We start from the raw sequence: 18,538 nt of genomic DNA on the forward strand, positions 1-18,538 counted from the left end.
ATGGAGCAGTCTGGTAGCTCGTCGGGCTCATAACCCGAAGGTCGTCGGTTCAAATCCGGCTCCCGCAACCAAACATCAGAAAAGGCCAATCGAAAGATTGGCCTTTTTTGTGCGCGTCTGTTTTTTTGGATCCAGCCGCATATTCCGGAAATCGTTCCGATTCCGAAACTTAGCGCTCCCCTGCGACCGTTTGCCGCGATTGCACACTTATTTGACCCTTCTCGGGATTATCGGTTGACACCCCGCCGTTCGCCTGTAGAATGCCGCCACACAGACGCGGGATGGAGCAGTCTGGTAGCTCGTCGGGCTCATAACCCGAAGGTCGTCGGTTCAAATCCGGCTCCCGCAACCAAACATCAAAAAAGGCTACTCGAAAGAGTGGCCTTTTTTGTATCTGTGGAAAAAGTCCTTTCGCAACAATGATCTGTCACTGTGCAGTGAACCGTTCAGGATCTGAAGGCCGGCCGAGTTGCGACTATGCTTCAAGTCGCAGGCAAGGCGCCTGCAATCCAGGAGCTGCCCTCGCCGATACCCGATGAGAGGCGTAGTATTTTGTGATTATTTTTTTCTACAGGGATTGGTAACTTGGCTGGATACCTCCATCCTGTCGCGCACAATCCAAGAGGTGATTGATGCGCGCCAACTCGTCTGATTCACAAGACACCGTCACAGCGAACCCACCGATCAAGCCTGAGCGTCTGCGCCTGCTGGATCGGATCAGCAAATACCGGCAACCGATCGGTCTGGCGGTCACTTTGCTGCTATTCGCCATTGCGCTGATTGCCTGTCGCCATCTGCTCAGCGAACTCGATCTCGACGCCTTGCACGACTCGATTCTCGACGTGCCGAAACCGGCCCTGCTCGGTGCCCTCGGTGCGACGGTCGTCGGCTTCATTATCCTGCTCGGCTATGAATGGTCGGCCAGTCGTTATGCCCGCGTGACGCTGGCGCCGAAAGTGCTGGCACTGGGCGGTTTCACCGCGTTTGCCATCGGCAACGCCATCGGCCTGTCGATGCTGTCCGGTGGCTCGGTGCGATACCGTCTATATGCACGCCATGGCCTGGGCGCTTCCGAAGTCGCGCACATGACCCTGTTCGCCAGCCTGTCGCTGGGCTGCGCCCTGCCGCCGCTGGCCGCGCTTGCGACCCTGAGCAACCTGCCCGCCGCCTCACAGGCACTGGGGCTCTCCGAGACCTTGTTGGGGACGGTTGCCGGCGTGGTGCTGCTGCTCGGCGCGATCCTGGCCATCGGCATCTATCGCCGGCGCCTGCCGGAACAACCTTATCCGGACAACCTGCTGGTCCGGGCCGGTCGTCGCACCCTGCGTCTGCCGGGTCGTCGGCTGACGTTCCTGCAACTGGTCATCACCGCCCTCGACGTGGCTGCCGCTGCGACCGTCCTTTATCTGCTGCTACCGGAAGCGCCGCCCTTCGGTGCGTTCCTGCTGGTTTATCTGCTGGCACTGGCCGCCGGTGTACTCAGTCACGTTCCAGGTGGCGTAGGTGTCTTCGAAGCCATTCTGCTCGCGGCGTTTGCCGACAAACTCGGCGCCGCGCCACTGGCGGCCGCCCTGCTCCTGTATCGCCTGATCTATGTGGTGCTGCCGTTGCTGGTGGCCTGCGTGCTGTTGCTGATCAACGAAGGCCAGCGCCTGTTTCAGTCGCAGACCATGCGTGCGGCTTCCGGTCTGGCAGCACCGATTCTCGCGGTGCTGGTGTTCCTGTCCGGCGTGGTGCTGCTGTTTTCCGGCGCGACGCCAGAGATCGACACCCGTCTGGAACACATCGGTTTTCTGATTCCTCACCGTCTGGTCGACGCCTCGCACTTTGGCGCCAGCCTGATCGGCGTGCTGTGTCTGATGCTCGCTCAGGGCCTGCGTCGCCGGCTGTCGGCGGCGTGGATGCTGACCACCATTCTATTGCTGGTGGGCGCCCTGCTCTCACTGCTCAAGGGTTTCGACTGGGAAGAAGCGACCCTGATGACCCTCACCGCCGCGCTGCTGGGGGTGTTCCGTCGCTCGTTCTACCGCCCGAGCCGCCTGACCGAACTGCCGTTCTCGCCGCTGTATCTGGTGGCCAGTCTGTGCGTACTCGGCGCCTCGACGTGGCTTTTGCTGTTCGCTTATCAGGACGTTCCGTACAGCCATCAACTGTGGTGGCAGTTCACTCTCGACGCCGACGCCCCGCGCGGCCTGCGCTCGCTGCTCGGCGCCGCCGTGTTGCTGCTGGTAATCGCACTGACCTGGCTGCTGCGCACCGCTCGCCCGGTGATCCATCTGCCGACACCGGATGAACTGGAACGCGCCTCGAAGATTCTGATGGCCTCCTCGCAACCGGACGGCGGCCTGGCCCTGACCGGCGACAAGGCGCTGCTGTTTCATCCCAACGACGAAGCCTTCCTGATGTACGCCCGCCGCGGCCGCAGTCTGGTGGCCCTGTACGACCCGATCGGCCCCGGCCAGCAACGGGCCGAGATGATCTGGCAGTTCCGCGACCTGTGCGACATCCATCACGCCCGCCCGGTGTTCTATCAGGTTCGCGCCGAGAACCTGCCGTACTACATGGACATCGGCCTGACCGCGATCAAGCTGGGCGAGGAAGCCCGGGTCGATCTGCATCGCTTTGACCTGGAAGCCAAGGGCAAGGAGATGAAGGACCTGCGCTACACCTGGAACCGTGGCACCCGCGACGGCCTGTCGCTGGAGATCCATGAGCCGGGCCAGGCGCCGATGGATGAGCTCAAGGTGATTTCCGATGCCTGGCTGACCGGCAAGAACGTGCGCGAGAAAGGTTTCTCCCTCGGCCGTTTCAGCGATGATTACCTGAAGCATTTCCGCATTGCGGTGATTCGCTTCGAAGGTCGCCCGGTGGCGTTCGCCAACCTGCTCGAGACCTACAGCCATGACCTGGCCAGTCTCGACCTGATGCGCGCGCACCCGGACGCCCCCAAGCTGACCATGGAATTCATGATGGTCGGTCTGATTCAACACTATAAGAGTCACGGATACGCGCGCTTCAGCCTGGGCATGGTGCCGCTGTCGGGGTTGCAACCCCGGCGCGGTGCACCGCTGACCCAGCGTCTGGGCTCGATGGTTTTCCGCCGTGGTGAGCAGTTGTACAACTTCCAAGGCTTGCGCCGCTTCAAAGACAAGTTCCAGCCTGACTGGGAACCCCGTTATATGGCCGTGCCCGCCGGACTCGATCCGCTGGTGGCGCTGGCCGACACTGCTGCCCTGATCGCGGGCGGCTTGACTGGATTGGTGAAACGCTGATGATTCAACGCTCCCTGAAGTACATCCTGGTCGCACTGCTGGTGCTGGCCGCGATTGCCGGTGGCGGTTTCTGGTACCTCAAACGCCCGGCACCGGAACCGACCCTCGAACAGCTCACCCCGGCCGATGGCGCCGCCATGACCCGGGTCATCCCCGGCACCAAGCCCAAGGCTCAGGTGCTGGTGGCGGTCAACGACGACCAGAAACTCAGCGACAAGCAACTGAGCACCCTGAGCCGCAGCGCTTCGGCGCAGATCGTTCAGGTGATTCTGCCCAAGGACTGCCTGCTGCAAAGCCGCGCCCTGCAAGCCGGCCTGCGTGAACTGAACGGCCCGGCGACCCTGGTCAGCGGCATCGGCCCCGGCGCCGTGCTGGCGTGGCGCTGGCTGTCCGAGCAGAAAGACGACAAGGCTCAAGCCGTATCGGTCGACCTGGCCCTGGAAAAACCCGGCTGCACTCACCTGCTGCCGAAGTCTGCCGCCCACGGCCATTGGCTGGTGGCGTGGAACGACAACCCGGACGACACCAGCGCCGGTTTCGTGCGCGATCAACCGAACGCCGAAACCAGCATCAGCGACTACGATATCAACCTGCCGCAAGTGCTGAACAACGAACTGCGCAAGATCCTCGTCGGCGGCGACAAGGCCAACGGCGGCCTGCAGATCCCGGTGGTGGAAGTCCCGGCCGGCCAGGCCAAGGACACCGTCACCCTGTTCCTCTCGGGTGACGGCGGCTGGCGCGACCTCGACCGCGACGTGGCCGGTGAAATGGCCAAGATCGGCTACCCGGTCGTCGGCATCGACACCCTGCGCTACTACTGGCAGCACAAGAGCCCGGAACAAAGCGCCCTGGACCTGACCGAACTGATGCAGCACTACCGCCAGAAGTGGGGCACCAAACGCTTCATCCTGACCGGTTACTCGTTCGGCGCCGACGTTCTGCCGGCCATCTACAACCGCCTGCCGGAAACCGAGCAGCAACGCGTCGACGCAATCATCCTGCTGGCCTTCGCCCGCACCGGCAGCTTCGAAATCGAAGTCGACGGCTGGCTCGGCAACGCCGGCAAAGAAGCCGCCACCGGCCCGGAAATGGCCAAGCTGCCACCGGCCAAGGTCGTGTGCATCTACGGTGAAGAAGAGACGGATGAAAGCGGTTGCACTGACAAGACCGCGGTGGGCGAAGCAGTGAAGCTGCCTGGTGGCCACCACTTCGACGAGAACTACCCGGCGCTGGCCAAGCGTCTGGTGGATTTGATCGAGAAGCGTCAGAACACGGCGCAGGTGGCGGAAGAGTGATCTGAAGCGCACCAACGAAAAGCCCCCGCAACTTCGCAGTTGCGGGGGCTTTTTCATTTCGAGGACTCCCACGATAAGCACAGGACTCAGTTAGATGTCAGCGCTTCCTGGCCATACCTCGCCCGCATGTCGTCGTGACTGATCGCTTGAGCAGGATCGAAATTGCTCAATCGCGCCTCGACTGCCGCTTGAACCCGAAGACTCTCGAGTTCATCCAGCCTTTCTTGCTCCGGTAACTCCGTCATGCAAATCGTCCTCGTGCACCGTAATGACTCTATGAGAGGCAGCCTACCAGCTACCAGAGAGGATGGGCGCCTGGAAACGTTTGGACACGGATACAAAAAAGCCCCCGCCAGCCACAAGGCTGACGGGGGCTTTTCAGTTGAGACGGGGGTTTACATCTCCACCTGCGTCCCCAACTCAATCACCCGGTTCAGCGGCAGATTGAAGAAGCGCAGGTTCCCGTTGGCATTCTTCAACATGAACGCAAACAGTGCTTCACGCCAACGGGCCATGCCTTCGAGTTTCGAGGCAATGACTGTTTCGCGGCTGAGGAAGTAGGTGGTGCGCATCGGGCTGAAGTCGAGGTCGTCGAGATGGCACAGCTTCAGTGCCTGCGGCACGTCCGGTTCGTCGGTGAAGCCGAAGTGCAGGATCACCCGGAAGAAGCCTTCGCCGTGGGCTTCGACTTCGAAACGTCGGGATGGTGGGACGCGCGGGATGTCTTCGTAGACCACCGTCAGCAGCACCACTTGCTCATGCAACACCTGGTTGTGCAGCAGGTTGTGCAACAGCGCGTGCGGCACCGCGTCGGAGCGGGCGGTGAGGAACACGGCGGTGCCCTGCACGCGGTGCGGTGGCTGCACGCGGATGCTGCTGATGAAGATCGGCAGCGGCAGCGCGCCCTCGTCGAGGCGCTCGACCAGCAGTTGCTTGCCGCGCTTCCAGGTGGTCATCAGCACGAACAGCGCGATACCGGCGATCACCGGGAAGGCACCGCCCTGGACGATCTTCGGCACGTTGGCGGCGAAGTACAGGCCGTCCACCAGCAGGAAGCCGAGCAGCACCGGCACCGCCAGAATCGGTGGCCATTTCCACAGCAGCAACATGACTGCCGAGACCAGAATCGTGGTCATCAGCATCGTGCCGGTCACCGCCACGCCGTAGGCCGAGGCCAGGGCGCCGGAGGATTCGAAGCCGATCACCAGCAACACCACGCCGACCATCAGCGACCAGTTCACGGCGCCGATGTAGATCTGGCCCTGCTCGTCGCTGGAGGTGTGCTGGATGTACATGCGCGGGATGTAACCGAGCTGGATCGCCTGACGGGTCAGGGAGAACGCACCGGAAATCACCGCCTGGGAGGCGATCACCGTGGCCAGGGTCGACAGACCGACCAGCGGAATCAGCGCCCAGCTCGGCGCCAGCAGGTAGAACGGGTTACGCGCCGCTTCCGGGTTCTCCAGCAGCAGGGCGCCCTGACCGAAATAGTTGAGCACCAGCGCCGGCAGCACCAGCAGGAACCACGCACGGGCAATCGGCTTGCGACCGAAGTGGCCCATGTCGGCGTACAGCGCTTCGGCACCGGTCAGCGCCAGCACCACGGCACCGAGGATGGCCACGCCCATGCCGGTATGAACCATGAAAAAGCGCACGGCCCAGACCGGGTTCATCGCGTGCAGCACTTCCGGGTAGTGGCTGATACCGTAGACGCCGAGGGCGCCGAGGACAAGGAACCAGGTGACCATGATCGGCCCGAACAGAATGCCGATCCGCGCCGTTCCGTGCTTCTGGATCAGAAACAACCCGACCAGCACCACCAGTGACAGCGGCACCACCCAGTGGTCGATGCCGTCGAAGGCCAGGCCCAGACCTTCAATGGCCGAGAGCACGGAAATCGCCGGGGTGATCATGCTGTCGCCATAGAACAGCGCCGCGCCGATCAGCCCGCAGACCACCAGCAACGTACGCAACCGCTTGCGCCCCGCCGCTGCCCGGCGAGCCAGCGCGGTGAGCGCCATGATCCCGCCTTCGCCCTGGTTGTCGGCGCGCAGGACGAACATCATGTACTTGATTGAAACGACCCAGATCAGCGACCAGAAAATCAGCGACAGAATGCCGAGCACTCCGTCGTGATTGACAGGCACGCCGTAAGCGCCGGAAAACACTTCTTTGAGGGTGTACAACGGGCTCGTGCCGATGTCGCCGTAAACTACCCCGACCGCCGCGACCAGCATGCTCAGCGGCTTGGTGGCCGAACCTTCGGCGCCTGCCGCGTGACTACTTGCCTGACCCATCCAACACTCCTGATTCCCAGACCGGCTTCTTAGATGAAGCACTATGCTTTGTGTGCAGCATGCGCGTTTTTACGCCCTGTAACAGACGTTTTCTTGACTGTAAAAATTCAGTAAAGCGCAACGGCGCGAAGCATAGCGCAGCACTCGTCGTATTTCCCTGCATAAAGCTGGTCAAGTGCGCTGCTCGTCGCTAGAATTGCGCACTTTTTGATCAGAGGCGCACTTCAAGCGCCCGTCCGTCGGCTTCTGCCATCAGGCAAGCGACGTCACAAAACACCGAGGTTAGACATGTCCACCACTCCTGCGCCGGCCAATCCAAAGGTTGGCTTCGTTTCTCTGGGTTGCCCGAAAGCACTGGTCGACTCCGAGCGCATCCTGACCCAGCTGCGCATGGAAGGCTATGACGTGGTGTCCACCTATCAGGACGCCGACGTGGTCGTGGTCAACACCTGCGGCTTCATCGACTCGGCCAAGGCCGAATCGCTGGAAGTCATCGGCGAAGCGATCAAGGAAAACGGCAAGGTCATCGTGACCGGCTGCATGGGCGTGGAAGAAGGCAATATCCGTGACGTGCACCCGAGCGTGCTGGCCGTCACCGGTCCGCAGCAGTACGAGCAAGTGGTCAACGCGGTGCACGAAGTCGTGCCGCCGAAGCAGGATCACAACCCGCTGATCGACCTGGTGCCGCCGCAAGGCATCAAGCTGACCCCGCGCCACTACGCGTACCTGAAGATTTCCGAAGGCTGCAACCACAGCTGCAGCTTCTGCATCATCCCGTCGATGCGCGGCAAACTGGTCAGCCGTCCGGTTGGCGACGTGCTCGACGAAGCCCAGCGTCTGGTCAAGTCCGGCGTGAAGGAACTGCTGGTGATTTCCCAGGACACCAGTGCCTACGGCGTTGACGTCAAATACCGCACCGGTTTCTGGAACGGCGCGCCGGTGAAAACCCGCATGACCGAACTGTGCGAAGCGCTGAGCACCCTCGGCGTCTGGGTCCGTCTGCACTACGTTTACCCGTACCCGCACGTTGACGAGCTGATCCCGCTGATGGCCGCCGGCAAGATCCTGCCGTACCTGGACATCCCGTTCCAGCACGCCAGCCCGAAAGTCCTCAAGTCGATGAAACGCCCGGCGTTCGAAGACAAGACCCTGGCGCGGATCAAGAACTGGCGCGAGATCTGCCCGGACCTGATCATTCGTTCGACCTTCATCGTCGGCTTCCCCGGCGAAACCGAAGAAGACTTCCAGTACCTGCTGAACTGGCTGACCGAAGCCCAGCTCGACCGCGTCGGCTGCTTCCAGTATTCGCCGGTCGAAGGCGCTCCAGCCAACGATCTGGATCTGGAAGTGGTTCCGGACGACGTCAAGCAGGATCGCTGGGAACGCTTCATGGCGCACCAGCAGGCCATCAGCTCGGCGCGCCTGCAAATGCGCATCGGCCGTGAAATCGAAGTGCTGGTGGACGAAGTCGACGAGCAAGGCGCGGTCGGGCGCTGCTTCTTCGATGCCCCAGAAATCGACGGCAACGTGTTCATCGACAACGGCAGCAACCTGAAGCCGGGCGACAAAGTCTGGTGCAAGGTGACCGACGCCGACGAATACGACCTCTGGGCCGAACAGATCTAAGCGCGAAAAATACAGAAAGCCCCGCTCTCTTTTACGAGATGCGGGGCTTTTTTACGGCTAGAGTTTGTGAGGGGAAGGACTCCCTCATCCATGACAAAGAGGCTATCGGGCATGCGTCACCACTCGGTCATCCACACGCCGAAACTCAGCGATTATCAGGAACTGACCCGGGTCTGGGAGGCCTCGGTCCGCGCGACTCATGATTTCCTGCCGGAATCCTACATCGAGCTGCTGAAGAATCTGGTGCTGACCCGCTACCTCGACGCAGTGATGCTGATCTGCACCCGGGACAGCCATCAGCGCATCACCGGGTTTGCCGGGGTCGCGGCAGGCAAGATCGAAATGCTGTTCATCGACCCGGCCCATCGCGGCCAGGGCCTTGGCAAGAAACTGCTGAAGTACGCGATGGAGCACCTGAACGCCGACGAACTGGACGTCAACGAACAGAACCCGCAGGCCCTGGGGTTTTACTTCAAGCAAGGGTTCGAGGTGATCGGCCGCTCGGAAGTCGATGGCATGGGCCAGCCGTATCCGCTGTTGCACATGCGCCTGAAACAACCGGAGCAGCGCGCCGTACGCGGCTAAAAGCCACACGGCGCAAATGCAATCGGGCTTAACCGGCCCCAGGCAGGTACAATGCCCACCCCTTTTTTTGTTACGGCCCCTGTCATGACTGACCCGATTCGCCTCTCCAAACGCCTCATCGAGCTGGTCGGTTGCTCCCGCCGGGAGGCCGAGCTGTTCATCGAGGGCGGCTGGGTCACCGTGGACGGCGAAGTCATCGACGAGCCGCAGTTCAAGGTCGGCGACCAAAAGGTCGAGCTCGACAAGGACGCCAAGGCCACCGCGCCGGAGCCGGTGACCATCCTGCTCAACGTGCCGGCCGGCATGGATGTCGACAGCGCCATGCAGTCGCTGAACGCCGAAACCCTCAGCGTAGAACACCGCTACGGCAAGCGTCCGCTGCGCGGGCACTTCCTGCGCCTGACCGCCAGCGCCGACCTGCAACCCAAGGCCAGCGGCCTGCTGGTGTTCACCCAGGACTGGAAGGTGCTGCGCAAGCTCACCGCCGACGCGGCCAAGATCGAGCAGGAATACGTGGTCGAAGTCGAAGGCGACATGGTTGCCCACGGCCTCAATCGCCTGCAGCACGGCCTCACCCACAAGGGAAAGGAACTGCCGCCGGTCAAGGCCAGCTGGCAGAACGAAAACCGTCTGCGCTTCGCCATGAAAAACCCGCAGCCGGGGATCATCGCCCAGTTCTGCGAAGCGGTCGGCCTGAAGGTCATCGGCATCCGCCGCATCCGCATCGGCGGCGTGTCCATCGGCAAGGTGCCGGTCGGCCAATGGCGCTACCTGTCCGGCAAAGAGAAATTCTAAGGCTCGCAAGCCACCCTACATTCCGGCATCGCGCCCCGCTCGGTGCCCACAGCGAACAATCAGGATTGCACACATGGTTCACAACGACGTTCTGCGCAGCGTGCGCTACATGCTCGACATCAGCGACAAGAAAGTGGTCGAGATCATCAAACTCGGCGGCCTGGACGTCACACTTGCCGATGTCGTGACGTACCTCGACAAGAAAGAAGAAGACGAAGAAGGTTTCGTGCGCTGCCCGGACGAAGTCATCGCGCACTTCCTCGACGGTCTGGTGATCTTCAAGCGCGGCAAGGACGAAAGCCGTCCGCCGCTGCCGATCGAACTGCCGGTGACCAACAACATCATCCTGAAAAAGCTGCGCGTGGCCTTCGAACTGAAGGAAGACGACATGCACGCGATCCTCAAGGCTGCCGACTTCCCGGTGTCCAAGCCTGAGCTGAGCGCATTGTTCCGCAAGGTCGGCCACACCAACTACCGCCCGTGCGGCGATCAGTTGCTGCGCAATTTCCTCAAGGGGCTCACGCTCCGCGTGAGAGCGTAAAGCAGCGACAGGCGTCGAGCTGCAAGCTTTTACTCGTAGCTCGACGCTCGCAACTTGAAGCTGGCCCTATGGCCTCCCATTCCTTCCAAAAATAGTGGCTCCGCTTTTCGCAGCCGGCGACTAGGGTGTACTGAACCCTAGCCCTCAGGATTCGCCATGCACCCGTATTTCTCCCTGCAAGGCCGCACCGCCCTGGTGACCGGCGGCACCCGTGGTATCGGCAAAATGATCGCCAAGGCGTTTGTCGAAGCAGGCGCCCGCGTGTACGTCTGCTCCCGTGACGCGGAAGCCTGTCATCAAACCGCTGAAGAACTCAGTGCCCTGGGCACGTGTCATGGCATGGCGGCGAATCTGGCGACAGAAGAAGGCGTGAAAGAGCTGGCCGCGCGACTGGGCGAGCAGATCACTCATCTGGACATTCTGGTGAACAACGCCGGCACCACTTGGGGCGCGCCGCTGGAGAGCTACCCGGTCAAGGGCTGGGAGAAAGTCATGCAACTCAACGTGACCTCGGTGTTCAGTTGCATCCAGCAGTTTCTGCCGTTGCTGCGCCAATCCGGGTCGGCGGCCAATCCAGCGCGGATCATCAACATCGGCTCGGTAGCGGGGATCTCGTCTTTCGGTGAACAGGCCTATGCCTACGGACCGAGCAAAGCGGCCCTGCATCAACTGTCGCGGATTCTCGCCCGGGAACTGGTGAGCCAGCACATCAACGTCAATGTCATCGCGCCGGGACGCTTCCCGAGCAAAATGACCCAGCACATCGGCAGCGACCAGCAGGCGCTGGCCGAAGACACTGCGCTGATCCCGATGAAACGCTGGGGGCGTGAGGAAGAGATGGCAGCGCTGGCGATCAGCCTGGCGAGTACCGCCGGGGCGTACATGACCGGGAATATCATTCCGCTGGATGGCGGGTTTAGTCTCTGATATCGGCGGTGAGGCTATCGCTGGTAAGCCAGCTCCCACAGGTCTTTTGGTGTACACACATGATGCGAACTCCCGCGAACCCTGTGGGAGCTGGCTTGCCGGCGATAGCGTCAGGTCTGCCAGCACCAGACTGGCGGCCGGACGGGTTATCATGCCAGCCCTGCTCCGCTTCGAATGCAAACCATGACTTACAGCGTTTCCCCAATCGGCTTCGTCCGCTCCTGCTTCAAGGAGAAGTTCGCCATCCCGCGCCAGCCGCAACTGGCCCCCGCCGCCCGTGGCGTGCTGGAACTGGTGGCACCCTTCGATCAGGGTGACGCGGTGCAAGGGCTGGAGCAGGTCAGTCATGTCTGGCTGCTGTTCCTGTTCCATCAGGCGCTGGAAGACAAGCCGCGACTCAAAGTCCGCCCTCCGCGCCTCGGTGGCAACAAGTCGATGGGCGTGTTCGCCACCCGCGCCACGCACCGGCCGAACGGCATCGGCCAGTCGGTGGTGAAGCTGGACAAGGTCGAGGCCAACCGCCTGTTCATTTCCGGCATCGACTTGCTGGATGGCACGCCGATTCTCGACGTCAAACCCTACGTGCCGTACGCCGACATCATTGCTGACGCTTCCAACAGCATCGCCAGTGCCGCGCCGCAACTGATCGACGTGCAGTGGACGGACGCGGCGCTGCAACAGGCGCACACGCACGCTCAGCGCCTGGCCGAGCCGCTGGTCGAGCTGATCGAGCAGTGCCTGGCCCAGGATCCGCGCCCGGCCTATCAGACGCCCGCGCCCGAACGCGAATACGGCGCGCAGTTCTGGGATCTGGACGTGCGCTGGCATTACCCTGTGCCTGAGCAGATCCGCGTCCTGGAAGTCATCCCCGCCGCTGACTGAATCGCGAAAACGAAAAAGCCCGCGCTGCCTTCTCAGGCAACGCGGGCTTTTCTTTGGCATCGTCGGGATTACTTCTCGACGAATGCGCGCTCGATCAGGTAGTCACCCGGCTCGCGCATACGCGCCGAGATCTTCAGGCCGAAGCTGTCGAGCACTTCGCTGGTCTCGTCGAGCATGCTCGGGCTGCCGCAGATCATCGCGCGGTCGTCCTGCGGGTTGATCGGTGGCAGGCCGATGTCGCTGAACAGCTTGCCGCTGCGCATCAGGTCGGTCAGACGGCCCTGATTCTCGAACGGTTCGCGGGTCACGGTCGGGTAGTAGATCAGCTTGTCACGCAGCGCCTCGCCGAAGAACTCGTTCTGCGGCAGGTGCTCGGTGATGAATTCGCGGTAGGCGACTTCGTTGACGTAACGAACACCGTGAACCAGGATCACTTTCTCGAAGCGCTCGTAGGTTTCCGGGTCCTGGATCACGCTCATGAACGGCGCCAGACCGGTGCCGGTGCTCAGCAGATACAGGTGCTTGCCCGGGTTCAGGTCGTCCAGCACCAGGGTGCCGGTCGGTTTTTTCGAGATGATGATCTCGTCGCCTTCCTTCAGGTGCTGCAGCTGGGAGGTCAGCGGACCGTCCTGCACCTTGATGCTGAAGAACTCGAGATGCTCTTCCCAGTTCGGGCTGGCGATCGAGTAAGCGCGCATAAGCGGGCGGCCGTTTGGCTGTTGCAGGCCGATCATCACGAACTGACCGTTCTCGAAGCGCAGGCCCGGATCGCGGGTGCACTTGAAGCTGAACAGAGTGTCGTTCCAGTGATGAACACTGAGGACACGCTCGTGGTTCATGTTGCTCATGTACGTGGGACTCCTGGAGATTGATCTGCGCCTGCCCGGCTCGTGTTGAAGAATGCCGACGGTGCGCAATTGCATCGCATTCTAATAGCGCCGACAATATCTGTTAACTGGATTATTAAGATAAGGGTTATCGGTTATATCGATATGCGATTTACTCTTCGTCAACTGCAAGTCTTCGTCGCTGTCGCTCAGCAGGAAAGCGTGTCCCGTGCTGCGGGTCTGCTCAACCTGTCGCAATCGGCCGCCAGCACTTCCATCACCGAACTGGAGCGCCAGTCCAGCTGCCAGCTGTTCGACCGCGCCGGCAAACGCCTGAGCCTCAACGCCCTCGGCAAACAGTTGTTGCCGCAAGCGGTGGCCATGCTCGATCAGGCCAAGGAAATCGAAGACCTGCTCAACGGTAAATCCGGTTTCGGCTCGCTGTCGGTGGGCGCTACCCTGACCATCGGCAATTACCTGGCGACGCTGCTGATCGGCGGTTTCATGCAGCGCCACCCCGAAAGCCAGGTGAAGCTGCATGTGCAGAACACTGCCAATATCGTGCAACAAGTGGCTCATTACGAAATTGATCTGGGTCTAATCGAGGGCGATTGCAGCCACCCGGACATCGAAGTGCAGAGCTGGGTCGAGGATGAACTGGTGGTGTTCTGCGCCCCACAACATCCGTTGGCCAAGCGCGGCAGCGCGACCATGGAGGAATTGACTCATGAAGCATGGATTTTGCGGGAACAGGGGTCTGGGACGCGCCTGACCTTCGATCAGGCGATGCGTCATCATCGCAGCGCGCTGAACATCCGGCTGGAGCTGGAACACACCGAAGCGATCAAACGCGCGGTGGAATCAGGTCTGGGGATTGGCTGTATTTCGCGTCTGGCGCTGCGTGACGCCTTCCGTCGCGGCAGCCTGGTGCCGGTGGAGACGCCGGATCTGGATCTGGCGCGGCAGTTCTATTTCATCTGGCACAAGCAGAAGTACCAGACCTCCGCGATGCGCGAATTCCTCGATCTGTGCCGCGCCTTCACCGCCGGGGTGCAGCGCAGCGACGAGATCGTTCTGCCGAGCATCGCTTAAAGCAGAATCACCGCCCACACCAGGGCGATCATGCTCAGTGCCACGAATTGCGCGGCACTGCCCATGTCCTTGGCGTTCTTGGACAGCGGGTGCAACTCCAGCGAGATACGGTCGATGGCCGCCTCCACCGCTGAATTCAACAGCTCGACGATCAGCGCCAGCAGGCACACGGCGATCAGCAGCGCCTGCTCGACCCGGCTGACATTGAGGAAAAACGTCAGCGGAATCAGTACCACGTTAAGCAGCACCAACTGGCGGAATGCGGCTTCGCCAGTGAAGGCGGCGCGCAAGCCGTCCAGCGAGTAACCGGAAGCGTTGAGGATGCGTTTCAGGCCCGTCTGGCCCTTGAAAGGTGACATAAAGTAGATAACCGACCGAAAGGAAGTGGGGAAGCTAGATCAACGAAAGTCAAAAAAGCGTGAAGACGCCAGTGCTTACTGGCTCGGAATTGACTCAAGTTGTTGCAGCAGTAAAGCTGCCTGGGTCCGGGTCCGCACGTTCAACTTGCGAAAAATCGCCGTGACGTGGGCCTTGATGGTCGCTTCCGACACACTCAGCTCGTAGGCGATCTGCTTGTTCAGCAAGCCTTCGCAGACCATGGTCAGCACCCGGAACTGCTGGGGTGTCAGGCTGGCGAGGCCATCGCTGGCGGCTTTGGCTTCATCCGAAACGCTGACCGCTTCGAACGCCTGGGGCGGCCAGAACACGTCGCCATCCAGCACTTTGCGCACCGCTTCCTGAATCACGCTCAGGTCGCTGGATTTGGGGATGAAACCACTGGCACCGAATTCCCGAGACTTGACCATCACCGAGGCTTCTTCCTGGGCCGAAACCATCACTACCGGAATCTGCGGGTACTGACCGCGCAGCATCACCAGCCCGGAAAACCCGAAAGCGCCCGGCATGTTCAGGTCCAGCAGCACCAGATCCCAGTCAGCCTTTTCGGTCAGGCGGGATTCCAGTTCGGCGATGCTCGCCACCTCCACCATGCGTACGTCCGGGCCAAGGCCCATCGTCACCGCTTGATGCAGTGCGCTACGAAAAAGAGGGTGATCATCGGCAATCAGGATGTCGTATGTGGCCATTTTTCAAATGATCCTGTTTTTGATGGCAGGCTCGCGCATTCGAGCCGTGCCAAGGCAAATCCAGACACCGCCCGGCAGCGGCATCCACAGGGGCACGTTCAACGCCAATCACGAACAAAAACGGCGTTTCAAACCTTGGCCGCACCCCAATCGGCGCCAAGCATGACCAGCGAAGCCGGGGTGGTCAAGCCGCACGGCCACTGCTTTAGCAGTATGGGCCAGGATCAGGCCGGTACTGGCGCCGCGTTTCGGATATAGGGCAGCAATTCGGCGTGGGCCGGCGTCGACACATTGACGTCCAGTTGCTGCTTGGCCCCCAGGTAATGCTGGCTGAACACATCGAAATAGGCATCCAGCGCCGATGCCGCGTCCGAATCACCGGCCAGCTCCAGGCACAGCGCCGCCACTTCGGCGGTGCACAGGTGCTCGCTGCGGGTCGAGCGGCGCAGGCGATAGCGCGAGAGTTTGTCGGGCAACAGGCTGAGTATCGGCAAACGGTCGAAATACGGGCTCTTGCGGAAAATCTTCCGGGCTTCGGTCCAGGTCGCATCCAGCAGGATGAACAGCGGGCGCTTGCTGCTATCGAGATCCACGGTGTTGGTCACCCGCGAAGGTTCGACGTACTCGCCGGGGAACACCAGATACGGCTGCCATTGCGGGTCGTTCAGCAGCGCCAGCAGTTGCTCGTCGGGCTCGGTCCGCGACCAGATGAAGGCATGGTTGTCGCGCACGATGTCGGCGATCAGCCAACCGGTGTTACTTGGCTTGAACACTTCCTTGCCGGTCATGATCAGGCAAACGCCCGAGCGTGTATCGACGGTTGGCCGCCAGGCGCACAGGCAATGGCTGATGATCACCCGGCAATCGCGGCAGCGCGGGGAGCGAAAGCCACGGGCCTGGATCGGCTTGATGCCTTCGTCCTCGCGCTGATCGCGCAGGCGGGCCACGGCGTTGGGGGCATGATTCATCGCAGGCGGCACCGGCAGACAGGAAAACTCGACACGAACGACACTCGGCAGGGCAATAAAGGGCGGCAGTTTACCAGAGCGACGGGCACAAGCCTGTACCCTCCCGACCGGCTCCCCTATAATTCGCCGCCACTGAACGCACAGTCACGTGGCTGGTCGAACCACCAGTCACTGAACCAGGAGAGTTTCATGCTGCGCCTTATCGTTCCCACCGCTGCCATTCTGCTGGCCTCGTCCTTCAGCGCTCAGGCTGCATCCCTGAGTGAGCAGAATCTGAACCGAGAGCTGCGCAATGTCGCCGCACAAAGCAGCGTCGGCACGCCACGGGCGATCAACGAAGACATTCTTGATCAGGGCTACACCGTCGAAGGCACCACGCTGGTCAATCACCTGAGCGTGCAAAAGAGCCACGCCGACAAAATGCGCGCCGATCCCAAAGCCGTGTATTTTCAGCTGGGCGCCTCGGTCTGCAACAATCCGTCGTACCGCAAGCTGATGGCCAAAGGCGCGATCATGCGTTATGAATTCACCGAAGTGAAAAGCAACAAGGCGATCGGCTCCGCCAGCTACCAGGAATCGGATTGCCCGAAAGCGGCTCCAGCGAAGAAGAAGTAATCATCTCGACGTGGCGCGCCGCTGTTCATCCTCGGCGCGCAGTTCGGCCAGCAAGGCCTGCAAGTACCGCGAGCGGCGATCCCCTCCCGCCAGGCGTCGGCAGCACTCCTCTTCGAGACTCACATGGTTGGTCTCGGCCGATGCTTTCAACAACCGATACAGCTGCGTATCGATCTCCAGAATGACTCTGGTCATGTGTCCTGCCTCCTTGCCACCCGCAAATCCTTGAATAGCGTGCACCTTGCGTACGGTCGTTGACGCAAAGTTATCGTACGGCGCCTTTAACTTAGTAAATCAGAGCATTCAGCCCTCGACGTGGCATCGGACGAGCGGTGAAAACACTTCGAAAAGCGGCAATAAGCAGTTGCCAGGAAAGACTTTGCGGCGCGATGTTCAATGAGCGAAAAATGCTTTGAGGGTCTAGATTCAACGTATTCCCGTTCATTTTTCTAACGGCAGGAAAGGAGCTGCCGGATGTTTGTTTTCTTGCAGCGCGGCACTGACGCCGCACGTCAGGGCCGGAAGCTCTGTGCAGAAGGAGAAGTTGCATGCCTTACCAACCGAATGACCTGCTCAGCCGCCATTTTCAGGAAAGCGGCCACGACCTCATCAGCAAGGTCGAAGAACAACTCAACCTGGTATCACCCAACAGCCCGAATTCCCCCATCTACCGCGACATGATCCTGACCGTGCTGCGCATGGCCCAGGAAGACCACAACCGCTGGAACGCCAAGATCACCCTGCAAGCCCTGCGCGAACTGGAGCAGGCGTTTCGCACGCTTGAACAGTTCAAGGGGCGACGCAAGGTCACAGTGTTCGGTTCGGCTCGCACCCCGGTCGAACATCCCCTTTACGCCATGGCTCGGGAACTCGGAGCCTCGCTGGCCCGCTCGAACATGATGGTCATCACCGGTGCCGGCGGCGGAATCATGGCCGCCGCCCATGAGGGTGCCGGCCGCGATCACAGCCTGGGGTTCAATATCACCCTGCCCTTCGAACAACATGCCAACCCCACCGTGGACGGCACCAATAATCTGCTGCCGTTCCACTTCTTCTTCACCCGCAAGCTGTTCTTCGTCAAGGAAGCCGATGCGCTGGTGTTGTGCCCCGGCGGGTTCGGCACCCTGGACGAAGCGCTGGAAGTGCTCACGCTGATCCAGACCGGCAAAAGCCCTCTGGTGCCGGTGGTGCTGCTGGACGCACCGGGCGGGACTTTCTGGCAAGGCGCGCTGGACTTCATTCGCCAGCAACTGGAGGAAAACCGTTACATTCTGCCGACCGACCTGAAGTTGGTGCGCCTGGTCTACAACGTTGAAGAGGCGGTGGAGCAGATCAACCAGTTCTACGGCAACTTCCACTCCAGCCGTTGGCTCAAGCGCCAGTTTGTCATTCGCATGAACCACAAGTTGAGCGATCAGGCCCTGGAGCATATGCAGGAAGCGTTTGCCGATTTGTGCCTGAGTGACCAGTTCCATCAACACGCCTACGCCGGCGAAGAGCACGACGATGCTCAATTCAGCCACCTGACGCGCCTGGCATTCGCCTTCAATGCCCGGGATCACGGGCGTCTGCGGGAGCTGGTGGACTACATCAACCTGCCGGAAAACTGGGCCCACTCAAAACCCCAAACCGCGCAACGCACTCGCGAACCGTCGAAGGTAACGTGAAGGCAAAAAAAAACGGCCCGCTATCGAAATAGCGGGCCGTTTTTATTTTTCAGATGAAGCTGAG

The 18,538-nt window shown here is 61.1% G+C and carries 17 protein-coding genes and 1 tRNA gene; 12 read left to right on the top strand and 6 right to left on the bottom strand.

Going from position 1 to position 18,538, the window contains the following annotated elements; genetic code table 11:
• Positions 1 to 275 precede the first annotated feature (275 nt).
• From AC07XZ_RS12760 to AC07XZ_RS12770, 3 genes are all read left to right on the top strand, one after another.
• Positions 276 to 352, top strand: a tRNA-Met gene (locus tag AC07XZ_RS12760).
• A 280-nt stretch (positions 353 to 632) separates the two neighbouring features.
• A complete protein-coding gene (gene mprF, locus AC07XZ_RS12765; protein ID WP_102686587.1) occupies positions 633 to 3,272 on the top strand; it encodes a bifunctional lysylphosphatidylglycerol flippase/synthetase MprF in 2,640 nt (879 codons plus the stop codon).
• Positions 3,272 to 4,567 (top strand): virulence factor family protein, encoded by a 1,296-nt coding sequence (locus tag AC07XZ_RS12770; RefSeq protein WP_102686586.1) that lies wholly within the window; start codon positions 3,272 to 3,274, stop codon positions 4,565 to 4,567. Before mprF ends, AC07XZ_RS12770 begins: the two co-directional genes overlap by 1 nt.
• Before the next feature lie 395 nt (positions 4,568 to 4,962).
• Here the strand turns inward: AC07XZ_RS12770 and AC07XZ_RS12775 are convergent, their stop codons facing one another.
• Positions 4,963 to 6,804 carry a potassium transporter Kup gene (locus AC07XZ_RS12775; RefSeq protein WP_371857361.1) on the bottom strand — a complete coding sequence of 614 codons (1,842 nt, stop codon included), beginning with the start codon at positions 6,802 to 6,804 and terminating at the stop codon, positions 4,963 to 4,965.
• A gap of 348 nt (positions 6,805 to 7,152) precedes the next feature.
• Between AC07XZ_RS12775 and rimO the strand changes: the two genes are divergently transcribed.
• From rimO to tsaA, 6 genes are all read left to right on the top strand, one after another.
• Positions 7,153 to 8,490, top strand: coding sequence for a 30S ribosomal protein S12 methylthiotransferase RimO (rimO, locus tag AC07XZ_RS12780; RefSeq protein WP_102686585.1), 1,338 nt, complete (start codon positions 7,153 to 7,155; stop codon positions 8,488 to 8,490).
• Between the two features lie 111 nt (positions 8,491 to 8,601).
• Complete coding sequence (locus AC07XZ_RS12785; protein WP_041475157.1) at positions 8,602 to 9,075, top strand: GNAT family N-acetyltransferase; 474 nt, start codon at positions 8,602 to 8,604, stop codon at positions 9,073 to 9,075.
• Positions 9,076 to 9,159: 84 nt separating this feature from the next.
• Entirely contained in the window at positions 9,160 to 9,870 is a 711-nt protein-coding gene (locus AC07XZ_RS12790; protein ID WP_102686584.1) for an rRNA pseudouridine synthase, read from the top strand.
• A gap of 73 nt (positions 9,871 to 9,943) precedes the next feature.
• Positions 9,944 to 10,411, top strand: a complete 468-nt coding sequence (locus tag AC07XZ_RS12795) for a YehS family protein (protein WP_085748159.1) — start codon at positions 9,944 to 9,946, stop codon at positions 10,409 to 10,411.
• A gap of 156 nt (positions 10,412 to 10,567) precedes the next feature.
• On the top strand, positions 10,568 to 11,338 hold the full coding sequence (locus tag AC07XZ_RS12800) for an SDR family oxidoreductase (RefSeq protein WP_085748158.1): 771 nt from the start codon (positions 10,568 to 10,570) through the stop codon (positions 11,336 to 11,338).
• A gap of 183 nt (positions 11,339 to 11,521) precedes the next feature.
• Positions 11,522 to 12,220: a tRNA (N6-threonylcarbamoyladenosine(37)-N6)-methyltransferase TrmO gene (gene tsaA / locus AC07XZ_RS12805; protein ID WP_165369569.1), complete on the top strand. Its 699-nt coding sequence runs from the start codon at positions 11,522 to 11,524 to the stop codon at positions 12,218 to 12,220.
• A gap of 68 nt (positions 12,221 to 12,288) precedes the next feature.
• On the opposite strand, the gene fpr is transcribed toward tsaA, so the two are convergent.
• On the bottom strand, positions 12,289 to 13,068 hold the full coding sequence (gene fpr / locus AC07XZ_RS12810; RefSeq protein ID WP_007908723.1) for a ferredoxin-NADP reductase: 780 nt from the start codon (positions 13,066 to 13,068) through the stop codon (positions 12,289 to 12,291).
• A 144-nt stretch (positions 13,069 to 13,212) separates the two neighbouring features.
• Here fpr and AC07XZ_RS12815 point away from each other — a divergent pair, with 144 nt between their 5' ends.
• Positions 13,213 to 14,139, top strand: a complete 927-nt coding sequence (locus AC07XZ_RS12815) for a LysR family transcriptional regulator (RefSeq protein ID WP_007954941.1) — start codon at positions 13,213 to 13,215, stop codon at positions 14,137 to 14,139.
• Here AC07XZ_RS12815 and AC07XZ_RS12820 read toward each other — a convergent pair.
• The 3 genes from AC07XZ_RS12820 to AC07XZ_RS12830 all read right to left on the bottom strand — a co-directional run bounded on the left by AC07XZ_RS12820 (position 14,136) and on the right by AC07XZ_RS12830 (position 16,192).
• Positions 14,136 to 14,498 (bottom strand): diacylglycerol kinase, encoded by a 363-nt coding sequence (locus AC07XZ_RS12820; RefSeq protein WP_003222276.1) that lies wholly within the window; start codon positions 14,496 to 14,498, stop codon positions 14,136 to 14,138. The genes AC07XZ_RS12815 and AC07XZ_RS12820 overlap by 4 nt on opposite strands.
• 75 nt (positions 14,499 to 14,573) lie before the next feature.
• On the bottom strand, positions 14,574 to 15,224 hold the full coding sequence (gene erdR / locus AC07XZ_RS12825) for a response regulator transcription factor ErdR (protein ID WP_102686582.1): 651 nt from the start codon (positions 15,222 to 15,224) through the stop codon (positions 14,574 to 14,576).
• A 224-nt stretch (positions 15,225 to 15,448) separates the two neighbouring features.
• A complete protein-coding gene (locus AC07XZ_RS12830; RefSeq protein ID WP_007954936.1) occupies positions 15,449 to 16,192 on the bottom strand; it encodes a tRNA-uridine aminocarboxypropyltransferase in 744 nt (247 codons plus the stop codon).
• Positions 16,193 to 16,381: 189 nt separating this feature from the next.
• Between AC07XZ_RS12830 and AC07XZ_RS12835 the strand changes: the two genes are divergently transcribed.
• Positions 16,382 to 16,807, top strand: coding sequence for a PA3611 family quorum-sensing-regulated virulence factor (locus AC07XZ_RS12835; RefSeq protein ID WP_085748156.1), 426 nt, complete (start codon positions 16,382 to 16,384; stop codon positions 16,805 to 16,807).
• Here the strand turns inward: AC07XZ_RS12835 and AC07XZ_RS12840 are convergent, their stop codons facing one another.
• Positions 16,808 to 17,002: a hypothetical protein gene (locus AC07XZ_RS12840; protein WP_007954932.1), complete on the bottom strand. Its 195-nt coding sequence runs from the start codon at positions 17,000 to 17,002 to the stop codon at positions 16,808 to 16,810. It abuts the gene before it with no gap.
• A 353-nt stretch (positions 17,003 to 17,355) separates the two neighbouring features.
• On the opposite strand from AC07XZ_RS12840, the gene AC07XZ_RS12845 reads away from it, so the two are divergent.
• Positions 17,356 to 18,474 (top strand): LOG family protein, encoded by a 1,119-nt coding sequence (locus tag AC07XZ_RS12845; RefSeq protein WP_102686581.1) that lies wholly within the window; start codon positions 17,356 to 17,358, stop codon positions 18,472 to 18,474.
• Positions 18,475 to 18,538 lie beyond the last annotated feature (64 nt).

The sequence above is a fragment of the Pseudomonas sp. GW458-11-26-14-LB4 genome (genome assembly GCF_059423925.1).

Excerpts from the sequence above, each read along its gene's own strand:
- erdR (WP_102686582.1), bottom strand. The coding sequence starts at position 15,224 with ATGGCCACATACGACATCCTGATTGCCGATGATCACCCTCTTTTTCGT.
- AC07XZ_RS12835 (WP_085748156.1), top strand. The coding sequence starts at position 16,382 with ATGCTGCGCCTTATCGTTCCCACCGCTGCCATTCTGCTGGCCTCGTCC.
- AC07XZ_RS12785 (WP_041475157.1), top strand. The coding sequence starts at position 8,602 with ATGCGTCACCACTCGGTCATCCACACGCCGAAACTCAGCGATTATCAG.
- AC07XZ_RS12795 (WP_085748159.1), top strand. The coding sequence starts at position 9,944 with ATGGTTCACAACGACGTTCTGCGCAGCGTGCGCTACATGCTCGACATC.
- AC07XZ_RS12815 (WP_007954941.1), top strand. The coding sequence starts at position 13,213 with ATGCGATTTACTCTTCGTCAACTGCAAGTCTTCGTCGCTGTCGCTCAG.
- AC07XZ_RS12845 (WP_102686581.1), top strand. The coding sequence starts at position 17,356 with ATGCCTTACCAACCGAATGACCTGCTCAGCCGCCATTTTCAGGAAAGC.
- fpr (WP_007908723.1), bottom strand. The coding sequence starts at position 13,068 with ATGAGCAACATGAACCACGAGCGTGTCCTCAGTGTTCATCACTGGAAC.
- AC07XZ_RS12775 (WP_371857361.1), bottom strand. The coding sequence starts at position 6,804 with ATGCTGGTCGCGGCGGTCGGGGTAGTTTACGGCGACATCGGCACGAGC.
- AC07XZ_RS12800 (WP_085748158.1), top strand. The coding sequence starts at position 10,568 with ATGCACCCGTATTTCTCCCTGCAAGGCCGCACCGCCCTGGTGACCGGC.
- AC07XZ_RS12820 (WP_003222276.1), bottom strand. The coding sequence starts at position 14,498 with ATGTCACCTTTCAAGGGCCAGACGGGCCTGAAACGCATCCTCAACGCT.
- tsaA (WP_165369569.1), top strand. The coding sequence starts at position 11,522 with ATGACTTACAGCGTTTCCCCAATCGGCTTCGTCCGCTCCTGCTTCAAG.
- AC07XZ_RS12770 (WP_102686586.1), top strand. The coding sequence starts at position 3,272 with ATGATTCAACGCTCCCTGAAGTACATCCTGGTCGCACTGCTGGTGCTG.
- mprF (WP_102686587.1), top strand. The coding sequence starts at position 633 with ATGCGCGCCAACTCGTCTGATTCACAAGACACCGTCACAGCGAACCCA.
- AC07XZ_RS12830 (WP_007954936.1), bottom strand. The coding sequence starts at position 16,192 with ATGAATCATGCCCCCAACGCCGTGGCCCGCCTGCGCGATCAGCGCGAG.
- AC07XZ_RS12840 (WP_007954932.1), bottom strand. The coding sequence starts at position 17,002 with ATGACCAGAGTCATTCTGGAGATCGATACGCAGCTGTATCGGTTGTTG.
- rimO (WP_102686585.1), top strand. The coding sequence starts at position 7,153 with ATGTCCACCACTCCTGCGCCGGCCAATCCAAAGGTTGGCTTCGTTTCT.
- AC07XZ_RS12790 (WP_102686584.1), top strand. The coding sequence starts at position 9,160 with ATGACTGACCCGATTCGCCTCTCCAAACGCCTCATCGAGCTGGTCGGT.